Source organism: Metabacillus sp. Hm71 (assembly GCF_051842955.2).
In the GTDB taxonomy this organism is placed as follows: Bacteria; Bacillota; Bacilli; order Bacillales; family Bacillaceae; genus Metabacillus.
Genome location: NZ_CM200278.1, coordinates 2,799,302 through 2,823,109, shown reverse-complemented (window position 1 = coordinate 2,823,109; position 23,808 = coordinate 2,799,302). Strand labels below are relative to the sequence as shown.

At 36.8% G+C, this 23,808-nt stretch carries 19 protein-coding genes; 9 read left to right on the top strand and 10 right to left on the bottom strand.

Features of this window, described 5'->3' with window-relative positions; genetic code table 11:
* Positions 1-68 precede the first annotated feature (68 nt).
* Entirely contained in the window at positions 69-1,742 is a 1,674-nt protein-coding gene (locus tag ACSVDH_RS13730) for a ribonuclease J (protein ID WP_439252131.1), read from the top strand.
* A 117-nt stretch (positions 1,743-1,859) separates the two neighbouring features.
* Here the strand turns inward: ACSVDH_RS13730 and glnA are convergent, their stop codons facing one another.
* Entirely contained in the window at positions 1,860-3,224 is a 1,365-nt protein-coding gene (gene glnA / locus ACSVDH_RS13725; protein WP_439252132.1) for a type I glutamate--ammonia ligase, read from the bottom strand.
* 422 nt (positions 3,225-3,646) lie between these two features.
* Here glnA and ACSVDH_RS13720 point away from each other — a divergent pair, with 422 nt between their 5' ends.
* The 7 genes from ACSVDH_RS13720 to ACSVDH_RS13690 all read left to right on the top strand — a co-directional run bounded on the left by ACSVDH_RS13720 (position 3,647) and on the right by ACSVDH_RS13690 (position 10,512).
* Positions 3,647-4,495, top strand: a complete 849-nt coding sequence (locus ACSVDH_RS13720) for a VOC family protein (RefSeq protein WP_439252133.1) — start codon at positions 3,647-3,649, stop codon at positions 4,493-4,495.
* A gap of 262 nt (positions 4,496-4,757) precedes the next feature.
* Positions 4,758-5,537 carry an NUDIX hydrolase gene (locus ACSVDH_RS13715; RefSeq protein ID WP_439252134.1) on the top strand — a complete coding sequence of 260 codons (780 nt, stop codon included), beginning with the start codon at positions 4,758-4,760 and terminating at the stop codon, positions 5,535-5,537.
* A 32-nt stretch (positions 5,538-5,569) separates the two neighbouring features.
* A complete protein-coding gene (locus tag ACSVDH_RS13710; protein WP_439252135.1) occupies positions 5,570-6,118 on the top strand; it encodes a cysteine hydrolase family protein in 549 nt (182 codons plus the stop codon).
* 53 nt (positions 6,119-6,171) lie between these two features.
* A complete protein-coding gene (locus ACSVDH_RS13705; RefSeq protein WP_299090756.1) occupies positions 6,172-7,650 on the top strand; it encodes a nicotinate phosphoribosyltransferase in 1,479 nt (492 codons plus the stop codon).
* Between the two features lie 49 nt (positions 7,651-7,699).
* Positions 7,700-8,314 (top strand): nicotinate (nicotinamide) nucleotide adenylyltransferase, encoded by a 615-nt coding sequence (gene nadD / locus ACSVDH_RS13700; RefSeq protein WP_439252136.1) that lies wholly within the window; start codon positions 7,700-7,702, stop codon positions 8,312-8,314.
* An 11-nt stretch (positions 8,315-8,325) separates the two neighbouring features.
* Positions 8,326-9,144 (top strand): NAD(+) synthase, encoded by an 819-nt coding sequence (gene nadE, locus ACSVDH_RS13695; protein ID WP_439252137.1) that lies wholly within the window; start codon positions 8,326-8,328, stop codon positions 9,142-9,144.
* Between the two features lie 573 nt (positions 9,145-9,717).
* Positions 9,718-10,512: a phosphotransferase gene (locus tag ACSVDH_RS13690; RefSeq protein ID WP_439252138.1), complete on the top strand. Its 795-nt coding sequence runs from the start codon at positions 9,718-9,720 to the stop codon at positions 10,510-10,512.
* A gap of 212 nt (positions 10,513-10,724) precedes the next feature.
* On the opposite strand, the gene ACSVDH_RS13685 is transcribed toward ACSVDH_RS13690, so the two are convergent.
* The 4 genes from ACSVDH_RS13685 to uxaC form a co-directional block, all read right to left on the bottom strand.
* Positions 10,725-12,215, bottom strand: coding sequence for a UxaA family hydrolase (locus ACSVDH_RS13685; RefSeq protein WP_439252139.1), 1,491 nt, complete (start codon positions 12,213-12,215; stop codon positions 10,725-10,727).
* Positions 12,199-13,683: a tagaturonate reductase gene (locus ACSVDH_RS13680; RefSeq protein WP_439252140.1), complete on the bottom strand. Its 1,485-nt coding sequence runs from the start codon at positions 13,681-13,683 to the stop codon at positions 12,199-12,201. Before ACSVDH_RS13680 ends, ACSVDH_RS13685 begins: the two co-directional genes overlap by 17 nt.
* Before the next feature lie 151 nt (positions 13,684-13,834).
* Positions 13,835-14,836, bottom strand: coding sequence for a LacI family DNA-binding transcriptional regulator (locus ACSVDH_RS13675; protein WP_439252141.1), 1,002 nt, complete (start codon positions 14,834-14,836; stop codon positions 13,835-13,837).
* Between the two features lie 38 nt (positions 14,837-14,874).
* Positions 14,875-16,305, bottom strand: a complete 1,431-nt coding sequence (gene uxaC, locus ACSVDH_RS13670) for a glucuronate isomerase (protein ID WP_439252142.1) — start codon at positions 16,303-16,305, stop codon at positions 14,875-14,877.
* Positions 16,306-16,608: 303 nt separating this feature from the next.
* Here uxaC and ACSVDH_RS13665 point away from each other — a divergent pair, with 303 nt between their 5' ends.
* Positions 16,609-17,493, top strand: a complete 885-nt coding sequence (locus ACSVDH_RS13665; RefSeq protein WP_299090773.1) for a hypothetical protein — start codon at positions 16,609-16,611, stop codon at positions 17,491-17,493.
* 129 nt (positions 17,494-17,622) lie between these two features.
* On the opposite strand, the gene yesZ is transcribed toward ACSVDH_RS13665, so the two are convergent.
* From yesZ to ACSVDH_RS13640, 5 genes are all read right to left on the bottom strand, one after another.
* Positions 17,623-19,605, bottom strand: coding sequence for a beta-galactosidase YesZ (gene yesZ / locus ACSVDH_RS13660; RefSeq protein ID WP_439252143.1), 1,983 nt, complete (start codon positions 19,603-19,605; stop codon positions 17,623-17,625).
* A 64-nt stretch (positions 19,606-19,669) separates the two neighbouring features.
* Positions 19,670-20,347 carry a rhamnogalacturonan acetylesterase gene (locus ACSVDH_RS13655; protein ID WP_439252144.1) on the bottom strand — a complete coding sequence of 226 codons (678 nt, stop codon included), beginning with the start codon at positions 20,345-20,347 and terminating at the stop codon, positions 19,670-19,672.
* A 44-nt stretch (positions 20,348-20,391) separates the two neighbouring features.
* Positions 20,392-21,426 (bottom strand): glycoside hydrolase family 88/105 protein, encoded by a 1,035-nt coding sequence (locus ACSVDH_RS13650; protein ID WP_439252145.1) that lies wholly within the window; start codon positions 21,424-21,426, stop codon positions 20,392-20,394.
* 14 nt (positions 21,427-21,440) lie between these two features.
* Positions 21,441-22,733 carry an ABC transporter substrate-binding protein gene (locus ACSVDH_RS13645; RefSeq protein WP_439252146.1) on the bottom strand — a complete coding sequence of 431 codons (1,293 nt, stop codon included), beginning with the start codon at positions 22,731-22,733 and terminating at the stop codon, positions 21,441-21,443.
* A gap of 352 nt (positions 22,734-23,085) precedes the next feature.
* Complete coding sequence (locus ACSVDH_RS13640) at positions 23,086-23,724, bottom strand: YesL family protein (RefSeq protein ID WP_439252147.1); 639 nt, start codon at positions 23,722-23,724, stop codon at positions 23,086-23,088.
* Between the last annotated feature and the right edge of the window lie 84 nt (positions 23,725-23,808).

Here is a 23,808-nt window from a genome sequence, read left to right as displayed (position 1 = left end):
TACTAGTGATAATGATCAATAAAAAGGGAATACTAATCCTATTTCATTACATATGGGAGGATTTCATATTGAGTACAAAAAAGGAGATATTATCCATTTTTGCTTTGGGCGGGGTAAATGAAATTGGAAAAAACATGTATGCTATCGAGTATTTAAACGATATCATCATCATTGATTGCGGTTCTAAATTTCCGGATGAAAGTCTATTAGGGATTGACTTAATTATCCCTGACATTACCTACTTACTCGATAACAAAGAAAAAATCAAAGCATTAATTGTTACCCATGGACATGAAGATCATATTGGCGGAATACCTTACTTCTTAAAAAAATTAAATGTACCTGTTTATGCCACTCGTTTCACACTAGGCTTAATTGAATTAAAATTAAAAGAACATAAACTGCTAAGAGAAACTAAGCTGATTCAAATTGATTCAGATTCAACTCTTGAGTTTGAAAAGGTCCGCGTTAGCTTTTTCAAAACAAATCATAGTATTCCTGACTGTTTAGGGATTGTTTTTCATACACCAGAAGGAAATGTTGTCCATACCGGAGACTTCAAATTTGATTTAACACCTGTTAACAATCAATATTCAGATATTCATAAAATGGCTGAAATCGGTATGCAAGGTGTCTTGGTTCTATTATCTGAGAGTACGAATGCAGAACGGTCGGGCCTAACACCATCGGAGCGAATTGTCGGAGATCATATAGAAGAAGCCTTTATGAAGGCTAAACGAAAAGTTATTATCTCTACCTTCGCATCAAATATCAACCGTGTCCAACAGGTAGTCGAGGCTTGCATAAAAACAAATCGAAAACTGGCATTACTTGGACGGAGTATGGTCAATGTCGTGGAAGTTGCCATCGAACGAGGGTATTTAACGGTTCCAGATGATATGTTGATCCAGCCCCATGAGATTAATAAATTGGAACCGGAAAAAGTGGTGATTCTATGCACTGGAAGTCAGGGCGAACCACTGGCAGCTCTTTCACGTTTATCTAGTTCAAGTTATCGCGATGCCGAGATTCTACCTGAAGATACCGTCATCTTAGCAGCTTCACCTATACCGGGAAATGAACGGAATGTCTCAAAAATCATCGATAATCTCTTTTCACTTGGGGCGAAGGTTATCTATGGATCTGGAAGCTCAACAAAAATGCATGTTTCTGGACATGGTTATCAAGAGGATTTAAAGCTTATGCTCACCTTAATGAAACCGAAATATTTCATTCCGATACATGGCGAATTTAGAATGCTGCACCAGCATCGTCTGTTAGCTGAGTCTGTTGGTGTCGAAAAAGAAAATACGTTTATCATTAACAATGGTGATGTAGTTGATATCGAAAATATGGAAGCACGTCAAACTCGAAAAATACCTGCAGGAAATACTTATGTAGATGGAGTTGGTGTTGGCGATGTTGGCGATATCATTTTACGGGACCGCAAACAATTGTCTGAAGATGGCATGCTTGTCATTGTAATCACAATTAGTAAACATGAGCGAAAAATTATTACCGGTCCTGATACAATTTCTCGAGGCTTTGTCTATACCCGGGAATCAGAGGATCTTTTAAAGGAAATAAATCGACTTGTAAAAACAACGATAAACGAGTTACAAGATGATCGTATACACCAATGGAATGTTATGAAGCAAAAAATCAAAAAAACAGTTGGACAGTATTTATTTGAACAAACGAAAAGAAAACCAATGATTCTGCCAATTTTCATTGAAATTTAAAAAACAAAGGGTCGGACCCTCTAACACAATATACAGGAACATAAGTTCGAGATCCTATATATAGATGTTTGTTAGAGGTGTCAGACCCTATTTAAAATATTATTACCTTTTCATCTATTAGAATTTTGATTGATAGTTTGTTAATTCCCAAGTGTGTACAGCAGTACGATAGCTGTCCCACTCAGCTTTTTTGGCTGCAACATATTCACCAAATACGTGATCGCCTAATGTTTTGCGGCCGATTTCTCCATTTTCTAACTCAGCAATCGCTGCTTCAAGGCTTCCTGGAAGGTTTTCAATACCTAATTCAGCACGACGCTCTTCTGTCATATGGAAAATATCATCGTTAATAGAAGCTGGTGCTTCTAATCCTTTTTCAATCCCTTCTAAACCTGCTGACGCAATAACAGCAAATGTTAAGTATGGATTTGAAGATGGATCTGGACAACGAAGCTCAACACGAGTTGCCATGCCTTTTTTCGCTGGAATACGAATTAATGCAGAACGGTTTGATGCTGACCAAGCGATATAGCATGGTGCCTCATATCCAGGTACTAAACGTTTATAAGAGTTTACTAGTGGATTTGTTACCGCTGCAAAGCTTTTTACATTTTCTACTAAACCTGCAATAAATTGATAAGCTTCTTTAGATAATTGCAGCTCATCTGCTGGATCAAAGAATGCATTTTCACCGTCTTTAAAGAATGACATATTTACGTGCATTCCCGAACCGTTAATACCAAAAACTGGTTTTGGCATAAATGTAGCATGTAGGCCAAATTTTTGTGCGATTGTTTTAACAACCCATTTGTAAGTAGTTGCTAAATCTGCAGCACCTAGAGCATCAGCATATTTAAAATTAATTTCATGCTGGCCTTCTGCAACCTCATGGTGAGATGCTTCAATCGTGAAGCCCATTGCTTTTAATGCACGGTAGATTTCTAAACGGACTCTTTCACCTAAATCCTTTGGTGATGGTTCGAAGTAACCGCCATTATCATCAAGTTCCATTGTTGGATTACCATTTTCATCAGTCTTAAATAGGAAGAATTCTAATTCTGGCCCTACTGAAATAGAATATCCTTTCTCTGCAGCACGTTCAACCGTCTTTTTTAACACGTTTCGAGTATCACCTTCAAATAGAGTTCCGTCCGGATTCGTTACTGAGCAAAGGAAACGTGCTTCTGAATAGCCTTCTTCAACTGACCAAGGTAATACAGCGAATGTTGAATAATCAGGCTGTAAATATAAATCTGATTTATTGATTGGAGAAAAACCTTTAACAGAAGATCCGTCAAACATTATTTTTCCTTGTAGCACATCATCTATTTGCTCTGCAGTAACAGTCACATTTTTTAAGATTCCTTCGATATCAACAAATTGTAAATGAATTAGTTCTACACTTTTTGAATTAATAACTTCTTTAATTTGTGCAATAATTTCTGCTTCATTTTTTCCTTTTGAAATAACCGCTTCAGCCATGTTAGATAACCTCTCATTCAATGTCGATTTTTATAACATGGATTCATTATATTTAAAGATTGTAAATTTGACAAGTGTTTTCTAGTAAATTTTCTGTATTTTTATAATATTTTATTGTGAAGCGTTTACAAAATAGCAATCTAGTTTCTCCTGCTTTTTTAAAAATATTTTCTTAATTTTTTGCTTTATTAAACATGCCTGTGGTCTCCCCTCTCATACAATCACTGTATGAACTCGCTGGTCCCTGTTCTTCAATCAACATTAGTATAAGCTAGAAAATAATGGTTATATATAAAAAGTATTGTATTTTTATTCAAATCACCCTGTTATTAGCTTATGATAAATTCCTTGACGCAAATAATTTACTATTATATACTAACTATCAAAAAGTAAGTTTATTATTTTTAGGGAGGCATCCAAACATGAACTTTCATCGTCATCCGAACACTTATGTAAGTGAGGTTCATTTGAAAATTAGCAATTTAGAGAATTCGATTCAATTTTATAAAGAAATAATTGGTTTAAAGGTTCTTAATAAATCAGATAAAGTGGCACAGCTTACTGCTGACGGAAAAACAACATTAATCGTTCTTGAGGAAATAAATCATCCTGTTCGTAATACGGGCAGAAAGACTGGATTATATCACCTTGCTCTCCTGTTACCTAATCGATCGGAATTGGCAAATGTCCTTTATCATCTGCTAAAGACAGGATATCCTCTTCAAGGAGCATCTGATCATCTAGTAAGTGAAGCCATTTATTTAGGTGACCCTGACGGAAATGGAATAGAAATTTATGCTGATCGTCCAGAAGATAGTTGGAAGAAAACCGACGGTACCATTGAAATGGCTACCCATCCACTTGATGCCGAGAATTTATTATCCAAAAGAAGTAATGAACCATTTTCAGGCTTACCAGTTAAAACGATTATGGGGCATATCCATCTTCAGGTCTCTTCAATTAAAGAATCAGAAGAATTCTATCAAGCCCTGGGTTTTCGTGCTGTAAATCGTTACGGCCTTCAAGCATTATTTATTTCAACCGGGGGCTATCATCACCATATTGGTCTCAACACATGGCAAAGTGCAGGAGCATCAGCACCAGCTGAGAACGAAGTTGGCTTAAAAACTTTTACGGTAACATTTCCTAGTGAGGATGAACGAAAAGCTTCTATTGAAAATCTAGTAAAATTAGGTGCAGAAATCACTCATAATGATAACCACCAAATAACATATGATCCATCTAATAATAAAATCATTTTAGCAATTTAAATCCTTAGGGCTGTCTTAAGTAGGATCTCATCCTTCTAGACGCCCTTTTTTATTACTAATACTTTCTTCCATTTAACGAAAAATAAAGTGAACCTCCTCCCTTTTATCCCCGGAATTCCCTTTAATAACAGCATTAAGAAGAACCTCATTGTAACTTTCTGCCTATTTTTTATAAAACCTGTAGACTTTGTGCAAAATTTAACATATAATACAATTAACAATTAACACTTTGTTAATTAAAAGAAAATAATAGGAGCGTACCATGTCTAATAAAGAAGCATTAGAACAATATGATCATAAACAATTTCGAACACCTGATGGGTACACCTCTGACATTGCTGTTTTCACGATTCTTTCTTCTAGAGTGAAAGAATTTAAACCACCGCTAATGACGTTAATGTTGATGCTAATTAAAAGAGCCAAATTAAATGCTGAGGGACACCCAAATATCGAAGCTGGAAAATGGGCATTACCTGGCGGATTTGTGCAACCAAACGAATCGGCATTAGAAGCAGCAAAACGAGAACTTGAAGAAGAAACGAATGTAAATAGCATTCATATTAAACATTATGGCGTCTATGATCAACCAGGCAGAGATCCGCGCGGCTGGATTATCTCCAATGCACATTATGCTATTGTACCTGAGCATGAACTTGCTAAACGCAAAGCAAATGATGATGCTGAAGATGTAAAACTATTTTCTGTTGATGAAGTGCTGTCGCTTGACTTAGCCTTTGATCATCGCAAAATCATTGAAGATGCAATATCAGTGATCAAACATGACTTATTGCAAACAACAGTAGCAAGGAATTTTTTACAGGAACATTTCACGTATTCAGAATTACAGGCTGTATTAAAAACAGTGACAAATGATCCTGCTATTACAAGTGATCAAGCTTTTTCAAGGAAAATCAAAACACTTCCATTTATCGAAGAAATTCCCGGGCAAAAAACACAACGAACATCAAAGACTCCTACACAACTCTATCGTTTTACAAATGAAATAAATATCGTAAAACCGATTTACACCGCCAGATATTAACCAATCTGTCGGATACAAGGAGGAATTAGACGATGAAAAAAGCATTGATAAATATTGATTACACAGTTGATTTTGTCGCTTACCATGGCGCCTTAACATGTGGAAAGCCTGGTCAGGAAATTGAAGAACACATCGTAAAGATAACGAATGAATTTGTGGATCAACAGGAATTTGTTGTTTTTGCGATTGATGTCCATACGCAAGAAGATATTTTTCATCCAGAAACATCTTTATTCCCACCTCACAATATCAAGGATTCAGAAGGTCGCAAGCTTTTTGGCAAATTAGAACAGGTTTTTAGGGAAAACATCCAGAAAAACCATGTATATTGGATGGATAAAACTCGATACAGTGCTTTTGCCGGAACAGATCTTGAGATAAAACTTCGTGAACGAGGAATTACAGAGCTTCATCTTGTCGGTGTATGTACGGATATATGTGTTTTGCATACAGCGGTTGACGCTTATAATAAAGGATTTAAAATCGTTGTTCATGAAAAAGCAGTAGCAAGCTTTAATGAACAAGGACATCATTGGGCGTTAAATCACTTTAAAACATGTTTAAATGCTACAATCATTTAATAAAAGAAGATCGTTTAAGAAATTTGATTTTTATGCAGGAGGATTTAACGATAATGAATACCTATAATGATGATAGCTTGGCACTTCATACAGATCTTTATCAAATTAATATGACAGAATCTTATTGGGAAGATAATTTCCATGACAGAAAAGCGGTATTTGAGGTTTATTTCCGTAAACTCCCATTTGGAAATGGCTTCGCTGTTTTTGCCGGACTTGAAAGGATTATTCAATACCTTAAAGATTTTCATTTTAGTGAATCGGATATTGACTATTTACGTCATGAATTAGGCTACAAGGAAGACTTTCTATCCTATTTAAAAAATCTTCGCTTTACAGGAAATGTCTATTCGGTGATTGAAGGTGAAATGGTCTTTGGCAATGAGCCAATAATTAGAATCGAAGCTCCGTTAGCCGAGGCACAGCTAATTGAAACAGCGATTTTAAATATTGTGAACTACCAAACGTTAATCGCTACAAAAGCAGCGAGAATAAAACTTGTAGCTGGTGATGATACCGTTATGGAATTTGGCACAAGACGGGCACATGAATTAGATGCGGCAATATGGGGTACGAGAGCAGCATATATAGGTGGATTTGATGCAACCTCAAATGTTAGAGCAGGTAAATTATTCGGTATCCCTGTTTCTGGAACCCATGCACATGCATTTATTCAAGCTTATAAGGATGAATATGTTGCCTTCCATAAGTATGCCCGACGTCATAAAAGCTGTGTGTTCCTTGTTGATACGTACGATACATTAAAGTCAGGTGTCCCTAACGCCATCAAGGTTGCAAAGGAATTGGGCGATCAAATCGAATTTAAAGGAATTCGTCTTGATAGCGGTGACCTAGCATACCTCTCTAAGGAAGCAAGAAAAATGCTGGATCAGGCAGGTTTTCATGATACAAAGATTATCGCTTCAAATGATTTGGATGAAGAAACGATCATAAACCTTAAGTCACAAGGAGCAAAAATTGATATTTGGGGAATTGGCACAAAATTAATCACAGCCTTTGATCAGCCTGCTTTAGGTGCGGTTTATAAGCTTGTTTCAATTGAAGATGAAAACGGAAAGATGCTTGATACGATTAAAATTAGCGGAAATCCTGAAAAAGTGTCCACACCAGGGTTAAAAAAGGTTTATCGGATCATTAATCGGTTAAACAATAAATCAGAAGGAGATTATATTACTCTCTTCCATGAAGATCCGGAAAAAGAAGAAAAAATAAAAATGTTCCACCCTGTTCATACATTTATTAGTAAATTTGTCACGAATTTTGATGCAAAAGAACTTCATTCTCCAATTTTCCAAGAAGGCAGACTTGTATATGAGACTCCAACGATCATGCAAATGCAAGCCTACACGAAGGAAAATTTGCAATTGCTGTGGGATGAATATAAACGCGCCCTTCACCCAGAAGAATATCCTGTCGACTTAAGCCAAGCGTGCTGGGATAACAAAATGAAAAATATTGAGGAGGTTAGACAAAAAGTTAAAAAGATGATTTCTAACCGTACAAATGAATGATCTGCAGATTAAACGAATGCTTTTTTAGCAAATTTATGGAGGTTTTACTATGGGGAAAATCGGAATTTATGGCTCTTCGTTTGATCCTATTACAAATGTACATCTCTGGACAGCAAGCACAATCCGACATCGCTGCAAGCTTGATAAGGTAATTTTCTTACCATGTTCAAGCAAACGAAAAGACAAACAAATGCAAACAGAGGATTTTCACCGGTGGAACATGCTAAAAATGGCGATAGAAAATAACGATACATTCCTTGCTGATGATTATGAAATGAAGTTACAAGCGTGGAATATATCGACTTATGAAACATTGAACTATTTTAAAAACAAATACAAACATGATACGATTTATTTTATTATGGGTGCAGATCTTTTAATAGATATCGGGAAAGAAAAATGGGGAAACTCAGACCTCCTTGTGAAGGAAAATAAATTTATTGTTATGGCTCGAGATGGTATCAACATGCTTAAAGCAATTAGCGAGTCCCCTATTTTACGAAATCATGATGATGGAGAAACCTTTCATTTAATTGATAAAGGGCTTGCCATGGAAATTAGCTCAAGTTATATACGAGAAGAGTTTTCTCTTGGAGGCGAACCGCGTTATCTATTACCTGAATCATGCTATAACTATATTAGAGAGCATTCATTATACCAATAGGGGGAATTCGTATGAATCTACAAAAACAAATTATGAACGATTTACATGTAAAAGCAACGATCAATCCTAAGGAAGAAATAGAAGCAAGAATTCACTTTTTAAAAGAATACTTAAAGAAAACGGGTGCAAAGGGCTTTGTATTGGGAATTAGCGGCGGGCAAGACTCTTCCCTATCAGGCCGTCTCGCACAGTTGGCTGTTGAGGAGCTCCGAAATGAAGGCTATGATGCAAAATTTATTGCTGTAAGACTTCCATATGGAATCCAAAAAGATGAAGATGACGCCCAGCTTGCCCTTTCATTTATCAAGCCTGATGAAAGCATTGCCTTTGATATTTCCAGTACTGTCGATACATTTGCAGCGGAATTTAACACAACAGCTGGTGAGCAACTTACTGACTTTAACAAAGGGAATGTAAAAGCAAGGGTTCGCATGATTACACAATATGCCATTGGCGGGCAAAACGGTTTATTAGTGATTGGAACAGACCATGCTGCTGAAGCAGTGACTGGATTCTTTACAAAATATGGCGATGGCGGTGCAGACCTATTACCGCTTACAGGACTGACGAAACGACAAGGTAAAAGCCTTTTGAAGGAACTGGATGCACCAGAGCGCTTATATTTAAAAACACCAACAGCTGACCTGCTCGATCACAAACCACAGCAGGCTGATGAAACAGAGCTAGGTATTTCTTATGATCAAATAGATGATTATTTAGAAGGTAAACAGGTGAATCAAGAAGTGTCTGAAAAAATTGAGAAACGATATTTAGCCTCTCAACATAAACGTGAACTACCTTCCACTATGTTTGATACATGGTGGAAATAAGAAATGCTTAGGGCCCGTTACTCATCCTATGGTGCTTATGAATAAAAAAGTGTACTTGCCCTTCAAATTCATGAAGGGCAAGACTCTATAGGAGCTAGAAGCTGGACACAGAAACTAAGCACAAGTTTTATACTTAACTTTTAAAGAATGACTAAAACATTATCTCAAAATGGCTGACTTTCCAACGATACCAATATATAGAGTTTCTACTATTCTAGATCCTATATATTTTGTTCAAGGGCAGTCTTTTTTTTGCTTAATCATCCTTTTGCCTCTCTTAAATTACCATATTTATGGTATTCTTAATTTAATCGGGCAATATTAATGCTCAGTGTTGATTTTTGCACGATGTTAATAGGAACGGATATGTAAGATCTCGGACCTCCAGCGAAATCGAACTCCTATCGCTGCAATCAACAGGCAAGTTTACAGAACCTTTAACTAAGAATACAGGGGGCGATTAGATGAATTCATCTTTTAAAAAAACAACTCGGGTAAATATGGTGAGCGGGGACAACTTGTCATCTCCCTATTAACAGATGTTTCCCCGATCTTTAAAAAGGTGGGAAATCAGTGAAATCTACTAACCAATGTAATGAATCAATTGAAAAAATTCTTTCTGAAAACAAGACAGTCAGTAAAAAGGCAGACGTTGTGCTAAGACCAGCGGGCAAGTGGACGAAAAATGTTCATCATGTGTTAAATCATTTACATCTTCATGGCTTCACTCAAGCACCACAACTTGTTGGTTCAGGTTTTTCCTCTGACGGACGAGAATCCTTAACGTATATGAGCGGTGATATGATCCACCCCTCCCCATGGAGTGATGAGGGATTATTTGAGTTAGGGGAAATGATACGCTCATTACACGACATAATGAAAACGTTTCCCTTATTAGAAAACACATGCTGGCAGGACTGGTTTATCCATGATATTGGAAAACCGGTTATCATAAGCCATTGTGATATTTCACCTTGGAATGTTTTAACGAAAAATGGGAAGCCATGTGCTTTAATTGACTGGGAATATACTGGTCCAGTAGATCCATTAATTGAACTAGCAAGGTCATGCTGGCTATTTCCTTATTTAGTTGATGATGATATTGCCATTTCTCAAGACCTGCCCTCTCCGCAAAAAAGAGCCAAACAAGTAAGGGTGATAGTGGACGGATATGGTCTTGCTAAAAAAGAACGCAGCCGCCTTTTCGAAAAAATAATTGAGGTAGTCGTTCACGAAACAGCTAACGAGGCGATTGAAGGTAACGTTACAGAGGAAAGCGTCGGTCCCCTTTGGGGGTTTGCATGGCGTACAAGATCTGCTTCATGGATCATAAAAAACCGGGCGCTATTGGAAAACGCGATAACATAAAGCACAAAAAAACGATAAACATCAAAAAATGGATGTGTGAATTTTATTTCTAGAAAATGATTATAGTTATTTACAATAACTTTATTATGTAAACTATTAACGCAAAAAATGAATGTCTGAATTATTTCTCTAGAAAATGATTAGATTAATTCACAATAACATTGTTATGTAAACTATAACCAAAAAGGACAGAAGCAATCTGTCCTTTTTGGTTATAAAGTGACACCTGTTTTAAAAATAGCAATTTCTCTGAAATTATTTTTTTCATGGTTTACAAGCTCACCGCTTGCAACCTTAATAATATAAGCGATAAAATCTTTTAACAAGTCTTCAGGTGATTGTCCTTCCAAAAGTGTTCCTGCATTAAAATCAATCCAATGTCTCTTTGTCTCAAATATTTGCGAATTTGTTGAGATTTTCATTGTTGGGACAAATGTACCAAACGGTGTTCCCCTCCCTGTTGTAAACAACACTAGCTGGCAACCTGCTGCTGCCAATGCCGAAGAGGCAACTAAATCATTTCCAGGTGCACTTAATAGGTTCAAGCCTCTTTCTTTTAATCTTTCACCATATTTTAAAACATCTACTACTGGAGCGGTCCCCGCTTTTTGTGTACAGCCAAGAGATTTATCTTCAAGAGTTGTAATGCCGCCCGCTTTATTGCCTGGTGAAGGATTTTCGTAAACAGGCTGGTCATGCTTTTGGAAATAAGATTTAAAGTCGTTAATTAACTCAACAATTTCATGAAAAACTTTTTCATTCTCCGCTCGTTCCATCAAAATCTTTTCGGCGCCAAACATTTCCGGCACTTCGGTTAAGACCGTGGTTGCACCTTGGGCAACGAGATAATCGGAAAGTTTTCCAAGCAATGGATTTGCTGTTATTCCTGAAAAACCGTCAGACCCGCCGCATTTTAAACCGATTTTCAATTCTGAAATCGAAATATCTTCTCGTTTATCCTCTTTGGCATTCTCATAGATTTCCATTAACAGCTTTACACCCTCTTCAATTTCATTTGAAACCTCTTGAGAGAGTAAAAATTTCACACGGTCTTGATTGTATCCACCCAAAGAATCTCTAAATTCATGGATCTCATTGTTTTCACAACCCAAGCCTAAGACTAAGACACCCCCAGCATTCGGATGCTTCACTGCATTCCCCAAAATTGTACGGGTATTAACATGATCATCACCTAGCTGTGAACAGCCGTAATTATGCTTAAGAACCTGGATATGTTCAAATGGCGAGATATCGCCAACCGTTTCTTTGAATTCACGAATAATTTGATCGGCAATCCCATTCACACAGCCAACTGTTGGAACAATCCACAATTCATTCCTGATTCCAACCTGACCATCATCTCTCCTGTATCCTTTAAAGGTCAAACCCTCTTTCTGTTCTTTTAGTGCCTTTTTCTTTGGATGATATTCATATTCTTCTACACCGGATAAGTTTGTTTTTGTATTTTGCGTATGCACCCATTGACCAGAGTCAATATCTTCTATTGCGTGGCCAATTGGAAAACCGTATTTTATAACATTTTCTCCGGTTCTTATCGGTTTCAGAGCGAATTTATGACCTTTTGGTATTGATTCCTTTAATTGAATGACCGTACCATTAATGTCGATCTTTTCATTTTCATTAAGCTGTTGAATTGCAACCGCAACATTATCCTGCTCATTTATTTTAATGAACGCTTTCATTATATTCACCCTTTAAATGTTGGAGTTTTTGAAGTGCTTCTGCCATCCCGAATTTATCGATTGTTAGAACATATTGTGTCACTGCTTCCGTAAGCTTTGGCAAATCGTTTAGATTTTCACCCCAAAGCTCTTCTGCTGCAAGAATGGTTTTCACAATCGTTTCAATCTCGTTTTCATCTCCATGATAATTGTTCCATAATCGCTGAAATAAAGCTAATGCCTCTGGATCATCAACAAGCTTAATGTCTTCCTCCCCGCGTTTTCCTCTATAGAAATAAATCATCGCACTTAGTGAAAATACAATTCCATTTGGAAACGTACCAAACTCCTGAATATATTCCTGCAATGTCGGAAGCAGTCTTGCTTTAAATTTTGATATGGAATTTAACGAGATACTTATTAAATAATGATGAATAAATGGATTTTTAAAGCGATTTAACACATCTTCAGCAAATTGGTTTAGCTCCTCTTTTGGAAAAGGCAAAGTCGGTAAAATTTCGTCATAAATGACGGATTCAACAAACTCCTTTGTTACATCGTTTGTTACCGCTTCACTCACTGTTTGTAATCCAGCTAGCAAAGCGACAGGTGTCATCGCAGTATGCGCTCCATTTAAGATTTTCACCTTTTTCAATCTGTATGAGCTTAAATCCTCCACAACATGGACATTGAGCCCTGCTTTTGCGGCTGGAAACTCATCTTTTACGAACTCAGGTCCTTCTATGACAAACAAATGAAACTGCTCGCCAACAACGACAAGTTGATCGATATAACCTAACTCCATTGTTTTCTCCTGTATCGTATCCTTAGGAAAACCGGGTACAATTCGATCAACCAATGTATTGCAAAACGTATTTGCTTCTTCAATCCATTTGCAAAATGCAGTTTCTAGGTTCCATGCATTGGCATATTGCAAAATAATTCGCTTTAATTCCTTTCCATTTTCCTCAATTAATTCGCATGGTAATATGATAAATCCCTTTGAAAGATCACCATCAAAAGCTTGAAACCGTTCAAATAAAAAGGCTGTTAATTTACCAGGGAAGCTTTTTTGCGGGCGATCATGGAGAAGATCCTCGTCGTTAAAAGTAATTCCAGCTTCAGTCGTATTTGAAATAATAAACCGCAGCTCGGGATTTTGGGCCATCGCTAAATAGTCATCATACTCGGTAACAATATTAATTCCTCTGCTTATGCTGCTAATTACTTCATGTTCACTAACCGGCTGATGATCCTTAATCCCTTGTAAATACAAGGTATAGAGACCATCCTGCTCATTAATCGTATTAACAGCTCCATTTGCAGTCGATTGAACAACAACCACACGGCCATTGAATAAATTTTTCTTATTCATTTCATGGATTTGCCAGTCAGTAAACGCTCTCAGAAAATTACCGGTGCCAAATTGCAGCACTTTTTCAGGATATTCAGGAATATGACTCAACATCGCTTTTGTTAAATGCTTCAACCGAAAAACCCCCTCATAAAATATGCACACGTTAACATCTTTAGTGATCGAAAATAAACATCTACCAGATGGATATTCCACTGGTTAAGGATTGGGATAGATAACTTGGCCCCTCTTCTTGAGGAGCCAAACCATTCAAAAGGACATACCCTTACTTACGTTCTGCAACTGATTGCCGATTGACCAGCTGGGTCGTTAAGAATATTGGTTCAATAGTTTCTTCTGTTCCGTCCATTAAATGTAAAAGCTTTTTGGCACCAACCATACTAATCTTTTCAATTGGTCTTTTTACTGTAGTGAGTGCAGGTGTTGTATATTCTGAAAAACCAATATCATCGAATCCGATGATGGAAATGTCTGTTGGGACTGTGAGACCTGCCTCATTGATCGCCTTCATTGCCCCGATTGCCATATCATCATTTGAACAGAAAACTGCAGTTGGCGGTTTTTCCAAATATAACAGCTTTTTCATAGATTCATAACCACTTACCATATCATAATTACCTTTTACCATATACTCCTGAAAAATCGGGAGCTGATGATCTATTAAAGCATTTAAATAACCTTCTTTTCTTTCAAGTGAGGAGCGGAATTTTGGCGTACCTTCAATTATCGCTATTTTCCGATGCCCTTTCATGATCAAAAAGTATACCGCCTCATAAGCACCTTCTCTGTCGTTTGATAAGATATTGACAATCGACCGGTCATCAACTGGTCGATTTAAAACAACAAGAGGAATTTTTTGTTCTAAAACGTGATAAATAAATGAATTATCAACGTCACTTTGACTCATTAAAATAATTCCATCAAATCGTTTTCGGGTGATCGCAGAAAAACGCTCAAAATCCTGGATGCCTCTTATAAACAAATTATAATTTTCATCAATCACCGTATGAACACCTCTGATTGTTTCTGCGAGGAAGCTTGAAGAGGTTCCTTCTGTTAAGCTTGTTAAAAACAACCCGATCGTATATGACCTCTGCATAACAAGGCTTCTTGCATGCACATCCGGAGAATAATTAAGCTGGTTGGCTATTTCGATAATTCTTCTCTTTGTTTTTTCTTTTATTAATGGACTATTATTTAGTGCTCTGGACACTGTTGTATGTGAAACATTTGCAAGTTTTGCAATATCCTTAATTGTAACTCCCACCAGGAAAACCTACTTTCCATTGCTTTTACGTTAGAATATCATAGCTCTTTTTCTAATTCCAATACACTTGTAAACTGGAAGTATTCCTTAGCATTGTTATAAGAAATACCTTGAATGATTTCACCTAGCATGTCGAGATCATAAGGAACTTCACCATTTTCAACCCATTCTCCGACTAAATTACAAACAAGTCTTCTAAAATATTCATGTCTTGTATAAGATAGGAAGCTCCTTGAGTCAGTTAACATTCCAATGAACTGGCTGAACAAACCAATATTTGCCAGTGTTTTCATTTGGTCCAACATGCCATCCTTTTGATCATTAAACCACCATGCTGTTCCAAACTGCATTTTTCCTCTTACACCGCCGCCCTGGAAGCTGCCAATTAAACTTGCTAATACAGGATTGTCTTTCGGATTTAATGAATAAAGAATTGTTTTTGGCAGCGCCTTTTCACTCTCCAGCGCATCAAGAAAACGGCATAAAGGCTTAGCAATGAGATCATCATTCATGCTGTCATAACCTGTATCAGGACCCAGCTCAGCAAGCATTCTCGTATTATTATTTCTAAGGGCATTTATATGCAGCTGCATAGCCCAGCCTAAACTAGCATATTTTTTCCCTAAGAATACTAATGTATATGATTTATATTTCATTTCCTCTTCAATGCTTACCTTTTCACCAGCTAAAGCCTTTCTAAAGATGGAATCAACTTCTTCCTTCTTTGCCTTAGTGAACATCATCGTATCAATCGCATGATCAGAAACTCTTCCTCCAAGCTCATGGAAAAAGTCAATTCTAGATTCAAGGGCCGTTAAAAATTGATCGTAATTTTCAATTGATTGGTTCGAAACCTGTGCTAATTTTTCAACCCATGAAACAAATTGGTCGCGGTTAATTTCCAACCCTTTATCAGGTCTAAAGGAAGGTAAAACCTTTACTTGAAAATCATCAGAATCCTTTAGTTTTTGATGATATTCCAATGTATCAATAGGATCATCTGTCGTACAAATAACTTCAACATTCGATTTTTTAATCAATTCTCTTACAGTAAAATCTTCACTTTTTAGTTGTTCATTTACTTTTTCCCAAATCATTGGTGCATTTTTTTCATTTAAAAGGTCATAAACGCCGAAGTAACGCTGAAGCTCAAGATGTGTCCAATTATAAAGAGGATTTCCAATTGCCATTGGAATGGTTTTTGCCCAAGCTAAAAACTTATCGTAATCGCTTGCATTTCCTGTAATATATTCCTCTTCAATTCCATTCGCTCTCATCGCTCTCCATTTATAATGATCGCCATATAACCAAGCTTCCGTAATATTTTTGAATTTTTTATTTTCATAGATCTCTTGCGGGCTAAGGTGACAATGATAATCGATAATAGGCATGTCTTTCGCGTATTGGTGAAATAAAGTTGAAGCAGCTTCGTTTGTTAACAAAAAATTTTCTCCCATAAATGTTTTCAATTCATTCAACCCCTTTTCAATTTTTGCACACGTGAACATTTTAAAAGGCACCATTTGAGCAAATAAAATATAAACTAGGGTGTATGTATTGCACACGTGAACATCTATCTTCATTATATGGCTAGTGATAAACAAATTCAAGAATAACTAGTAAATTTTTATAATCAATTTCAATTGGTTTTGTCGAAATTTAGCTGTAAAATCTTTTACCATCTTTTTATGGTAAAATTATCATTAATTTATTAAACTATTAATGACTAACTAATGACTTTTGATCTAATAATTAGTAAAGGTGGGAAACAAATGAAAAACAGCAAACACTTCCTATTTAACATGACTTTTTTGGCTTCTATCACATTTGTTCTACTATCGTTTGCAGCAATTGTTGTTAAGTGCAAGAAAAATGTCCCTCCTACTTTAGGAACTCCTAAATACCCACCGGTAATTATGAATGTATTGAGAAAAGGGATAGGCAGCTCTTCTATTTCTACAAAATACGATCATATTATTGAAAGCATGTCAAAAATTGATGTTTTAAGACATTACTTAAAACATGGTAGGATAACCATTACCGGACCAGTATGTAGAGAAGCTGTTTTCCACGTTTTCGGGATAAATTTAAATAAAATCTCTGACGAAGATGAAGGTGCTAAACGTTCAAGCTATCCAGAGGAAATAATGGATGGAATGAGAACAGCATTAAAAAACAAATTCAGCAATCCTGATGATTTGAAACAAACCATCATGTCATTAAAAAAAGCAGAAGTAATGGATCTTTTTCTTCAAACATTTCATAATTATACATACGACGATATCATTCGAATTATTAATCTAATCTATGGAATTAATCTGCCAGGTATATCTTCATTAGAGAATTCAAGAATTTCCCTTTTTTCAAAAAATCAATGGCTTGTAAAAACCTCATCAGATTTATTTGTCGTATACACAGGTAAAGGTGATATTGATGTAAAGGTATATGCTACCGACTATTTCTTAAAACAAACCGGTTCAACAGAGTTACCGCAAGAATTACAAACCGCCTTACAAAATCTTGGATTTGGACTTAATCCAGAAAAAGATGTTCTTTACTATGAAAATCCGATAGGTGAGTCGGTGTCTGACTCATTTAAAGGACAAACCTTACAAGCAATTCGCTCCGTTATCAATACACTGAAAGCAAATAATTAAAAAGACAAAACTCATATGAAGAGTTATCTTCAGCGTGTTGAAAAACCCCCTATTTTCAAAATGTGTTTTGGAAATAGAGGGTTTTTCATGAGTTTTTTGCCTTTTTTCTTTCCTAAACGATACTAAAAGTTAGAATTGGATCACTTTATACTCATATGGGGCAATCTCACATTTTCCTTTTTCTATAGAATCACCTGTTAAAACATTTATACCTGAAGATGGGAGAGTAACCAATCCTCCATTACCATCCATATTTACAATGATCCAAACGAGGGAATCGTTCCCTTGTCTTGGAGCAACTATGGTTCCTTTCGATACATCCGTTTTCAAGGAAACATTCGCTTCTTTTGCATAATGGTTGAAACATGTTTTAAGTAATTCATCTCCTGAATCTCCGACTGGTAATGAGCCTAACATAACGATTTTTCCTTTTCCATATTCATGCTCCGTAATAAAAGCTTTACCTGCAGAAATTCCTTCTGTAATAAAGCCCACTGCTTTTCCGGATTTCGGATGAAACACAGTACTCCATAAACCTAATGGTGCACTTACCTCCATAAACTCACCAACAGATTCCGTTCCATCCATTGGATACGTAAATAGAGTCTCCACTCCTGCCAGCTGATCCAGCTCCCCTAGTCCGGCATTTGTATGGATTGTATGATTCTCTGTTCTTCCTCCTGTCAGCGGGCCAACAATCCAGATTCCGCCAGCTTCAACAAACTCTTTTGCCTGAGTAATATAATCTTTTGAAAGATAGTGAACAAACGGAGTAAACAATAATCTATAACCATCTAGCTTTGCTTGTTCTGGAATGAGATCACGATGAATGCCGCTTGACAAAATTTTCTCATAAAAATCAATGACAAGTGATCGATAATCTAACCCTTTATGAGGCTCTGTTTTAATATAAGCCTTGGCTATATCAGAATAGGTTACAGCCACCTCAGCTTGAACAGGAGCAGTGGACAGAATGATAGTCTCCAGCTCTTTTCTCGCTTTTTCTACTTCCTTTACATTTTCAAAGCCAACGGTTGGTTTTCCCCAAGCACTGATCACAGACCCATGGGGCTGCTCACAACCTGTTCGCTGCTGTCTCCAAAGCCAATAACAAAATGCTTCCGCACCTAATGCATAAGCAGCAACAGCCTCAGCTTTTAAATAACCATTTGGATGTGGTGCCGCAAAGCTTTCGAGTGAGGCGCTATAAGATGTACTCGTCTCCATAATCCAAAAATCTCTGCCTGGCTTAAAATTTCTCCATAAATCACAGTTAAATAAATAAGCGTGTGCATTCTTTTGTTCCGCGTACGTATCAAAAGAAGCAAAATCCAAGTTCTTAAATAGCCGTTCATTATCAACATGGAAAAAGGTATTGCTATTATGAGTAATCGGTGCCTTAGAATACTTTCGGATAATTGCAGCTTGTTCATCAGAAAACTCCGCGATTTTTTCAAAAGAAAATAGTTGATACATCGTTTTTAATGATGAATTATGAAGAAATGGTGCCGGACCAGGCTGTGGCACTTGATCAAATCGATGATAGTATTGACTCCAAATATGTGTACCCCAGGCTTCATTTAAGTGATCAATTGTTCCGTACCTCTCCTCTAGCCATTGATGCCATTGTAACTTACATGTTTGACACATACATTCACTTACATGGCATTTAAACTCATTATCGATTTGCCAGCCAATCACACTTGGAAGATTCCCGACTGCCTTTGCGATCTCCTCAGTAATGATAGCTGCCCTCTCACGAAAATATGGATTATTTGTACAAACATGCTGTCGCGAACCATGTCCCATCACCTGGCCTTGATCATCAACATGCATTCGTTCCGGATGATTGTGGGTTAACCAAATTGGCGGAGTTGGAGTTGGTGTACACATAACCGTCTCAATTCCGTTGTTACTTAATTGATGAATGATCTCAACAAAAAAGCTAATATCAATTTGACCTTCTTCTTTTTCTAATGTTGACCAAGCGAATTCTCCCATTCTAACAACATTGATTCCAGCTTCTTTCATTAGCCTGATATCTTCTGCAATTGTTTCTTTATCCCATAATTCCGGATAATATGCCGCACCATGATATAATTTTTTATGCATATTGTGTCTCCCACCTGTTAATTTAAAATAGATTTATAGATAAAGAGAAAAATCAAGACTCTGGCTACCTTTTGATATAAGCGGCAATCGGCAGCTGCAGCTCCTTTATCCCCTCAATGACGAGTTTTGCTATCTCATATGCTCCATTTTCGCAAAAATGGGTATTGTCCTCGATTCCATCTGGGTAATTTGGATGGACATTTGGAGGAAACATCGTAAATAGACTCCTTGACCCTTCTTTCCCTAAAGCCTCGTATAGCCGCTTTGTCTTTGACCACAAATCAATATAAGGTACATCGAGTCTTTCAGCTAATTGCATCATTGCCCGCGGGTAATCACCTAATGTATTTTCAATCTGTCCATTTTGATCAAATTTTCTCCGATGTACAGAAGTTAACAGGATAGGATGGGCATCCTTTTTACGTGCCCCAGTTATATATTGAGACAAAAATGTTTGATATGTCGTATATGGCTCTGTACCAAACGATTTTTGATCATTGTGTCCAAATTGAATAAATAGATAATCGTTTGGCTGAATACGATCTAAAATTGATTTCAGCCTTCCTTCTTCAATAAAACTATTTGAACTTCTTCCGCCCTTTGCTTCATTATAAACAACCACATTTTCGGTAAAGAAAGATTGAAAGACTTGTCCCCAGCCAGCCATAGGCGCTTCATGTTCTGGACAATTGGCAACTGTTGAATCACCAGCTAGATAGATAGAATGCTTTATATCAACCATTTTATGTTCACTCCTGATTTATCTTTTTTTATAACTATAGTCTATTAGTTATAGATGTGTTTACTCGCTTTTAAAAGCCCTGATAAGAAAACGAGTGCCAACCCTTGTCCCCACACTTGAATTCGCTTGTAAGGAACATTTTTATAACCATCTGCATCTCTCATCACAGCGGTACCAGCCGATACCATTGATACTTTTCCATCCTCTTCAATTACTTGCTGAATCCCATGAATTGACTTTTGAATATATTTATTATAAAGGTTTCCTCTCGTTAATAGAGCGGCTGCAATCGCTGCTGATCCAGAGCTTTCTAGGTACGATGATGGATCATTCACAATGGTATGCCACAGGCCTGACTCGTCCTGCAGGCGAACAAGCGCACTTAATTGATCCCTTAAGGAGCAATCGATGATCATATAGGAAGGGTGCTGAACCTCTACTAACTCTAACGCCTTTGCCATGGTTAAAGCTGCCCATCCATTACCACGGGTCCAATAAATTGAGGACATGTGGTTTTTCGCGAGATGATCCCACCCATGATAATATAGATTTGTCACAGGATCTTGAAGAAAGTCCTCATGACCATGGTACTGTTTGAGACCATCCTCAAAATAATCCTCGCGATTTAGCAGCTTGCCAACTCGAACCAAAAATAAGCCGGCCATCATCATGGTGTCTACCCATGCTTGTTCTGGAAAAACATCCTTTGCAGAGTTAACGGTATGTTGAAAAATACCATCAGCGAATCTTGGTGCATCATTCTGTAAGTAATCTGCCATGTCTTTAATAACATCTAAATATTTCTCATCCTCAGTTACTTTGTAAAGAGTAATCAAAGCATGTCCAATCGAAACTCCATTGATCGATAGCTTTGGCAGTCCATCTTCCAGCCATTCATCAACCCAAGATTTTAATAGATCTATATACTCTTGTTGTTCTGTCGCCTCATATGCTTCCGCAACGCCATAAAAGGCAACTCCGCCTGGCCAATCCCAGTTAAAATCCATCTCAAACGTTCTCTTTACTACTTTATCAATTAACTGACGAATTTCTGCTTCATCATATTGAAGTTTTGGCATGTCTTTTCCTCCAACTAATTATTTTTTAGTATCGCTTCAGCCTCTCTTCTAAATTTTTTCGCACCCTCTTCAGGAGTCATTTTCTTAAAGAGGATTTGATCAGATATATTTTTTAATAAATCCATTACTTGCGAGCTCCCTATAGGATCTGGCGGATAAAATTCATTTGTTAGACGTGAAGCTTCTTCAACATACTCTATTATTTTTTTTTCTCCATCGGAGAGTTCTGGTTTGATTGCTTCAGATACTTTCGTTGAAACAGGTACTCCTCGTTCCCCTTTAATCAACTTATTTACCTCAATATTATTCACGAAAAAATTAATAAATTTTGCTGCTTCCTCTTTCTGCTTTGAGCTTTTTGGAATCGAAAAAAGCATGCTTGGTTTCAGAAATAATGCTTGATTTTCCTGATGTTCAGGCGGTAAATGGAGTGTCAAAGGTGCATCAGTAAATTGATCAAATCCGGCATATTGATTTGAATAGTTCCAGGTAATAGCAGATGTTCCTCTTACAATAAAATCTTCTTCCACACCTCTTGCTGCTGCTCCCTCATCAGGAGTAGGAAATGCCTGTTTTTCAACAAGTCTGACTTGCTGTTCAAAATAATCAATAAATAATTGATCATCTGTATAAGCAAGACCTGAACCATCTTCCTTATAAAATTCTTCACCTTTAGTCCTTAAATAATAGGGGAAAAAGACATCAGGAGGATCCATCCCATTTGACCCATAAACATTGGCATTTTGTTTAATCTTTATAGCAATTTCCTCCATCTCATCCCATGTCCAATTTTCCCCATCAATTGTTACGCCGGCTTTTTCTAAAAGTTCATCATTTGAAATAACCGACAGGACATTAACACCAAGGATGAATCCATATAACTTATCATCAACCATTCCACTTTGATAAACATATTCGGGAATTGATGACACATCAATCGTTTTGTTTTCAATATAGGGCGATAAATCTTCTAGCAAGCCTTTTTCACCATATTCTCTCAAAAACGCCATATCCATTTGGATCACATCGGGAAGTTCGTTCGCAGCAGCCATCGGTGCCAGCCTTTTCCAATAATCATCCCAGTTACCAAACTCTGGTTCAATATTCACACTCGGATTTTGCTTTTCATACATTTCTATTACCTTTGTTGTATATTCATGTCGCGCTTGAGAAGCACCCCACCATGCTACTCTGATTGTAATGATATCTTTTCCGCCTTCACTTATTTCACCTGTATCATTGCTAGTTTGATTACAAGCTGAGAGTGTAAGCATGAACATTAAAATGAGGGTAAAACGCACTTTCATTTCTATCACATCCCCTTATTTTACATGTAAGTGCTTACATGTATAGTTTAATTGTTCATAAAATAATAATTAATTGAAAAAGCAGAGATCATTGTTAAAAAATCAGAGCATTTTATCAATGATTTGCTTAGTAACATTGTAATCGTTAACAATTACCGGGTCTACTTCTTTCATCGATAATTTAATAAGCGAAGAACAAAAGCACTGGAGCTAGATGCCGATGCACTTATCCATAGTCAAAACATTTTATAATTTCCTGCTAAGCAACAAAAAGAAGCGAAAGATAATGATCTCTTTCGCCATTAAAAATTCTATCGATGATCAAGTACTAAAAAGAATGCAATGCCATTTGTTACTGTTTTTGCATAATCTTTTGATGCTTCCGATTTACTTTACTAAAGGCATTGAATGCAGGTTTCGTAATGGCCAATGCCAAAATATTGCCGCTGCAGATGATAAGCAAAGGGGGAGCATAGGACAATAAAAACAGTAATCCACTAGTACCAACGAGCATGAGCAAAGTTTGGAGAGGATTCATAATCATGACAAAAAATGAATTTTTAATAACTTGCAATACCTCCATATCAAAATGAACATACATCGGAAAAATATAAAATAACATACAAACAAAGATGAGAGATACGACCATAAATGGTACGAATAACACATTCTGGATATCCGATGATGTTTGATATAGGTAAACAAAATCGATCACCAAAATAGCAGTAATGATCATAAGAACCAAACCAAGAAGATTACTCTTAACAAATTCCTGTTTATAGGAGTTCAAGAATGTTTTAAAGATCGAAATCTCCATCTCACCCACGGCCCATTTTCTGACTACGGCAAACATGGCTATTGTTGCAGGGAAAAAACCAAAAACAATGATTCCAAGCAATGAAAAGGAAATCCACAATAGATTCAGCCAAGCTAATCTTGAAATCCATTCCAGAATGCTGTTAACTCCTCCCATAAATCCTGTTGTTTCCATCCATACTCCCTCCTCATTCTTTTTAATCTTGATAGACCGTGCTAATTAGAATTCTAGGGTGTTAAATAGAAGAAACTACCTTAT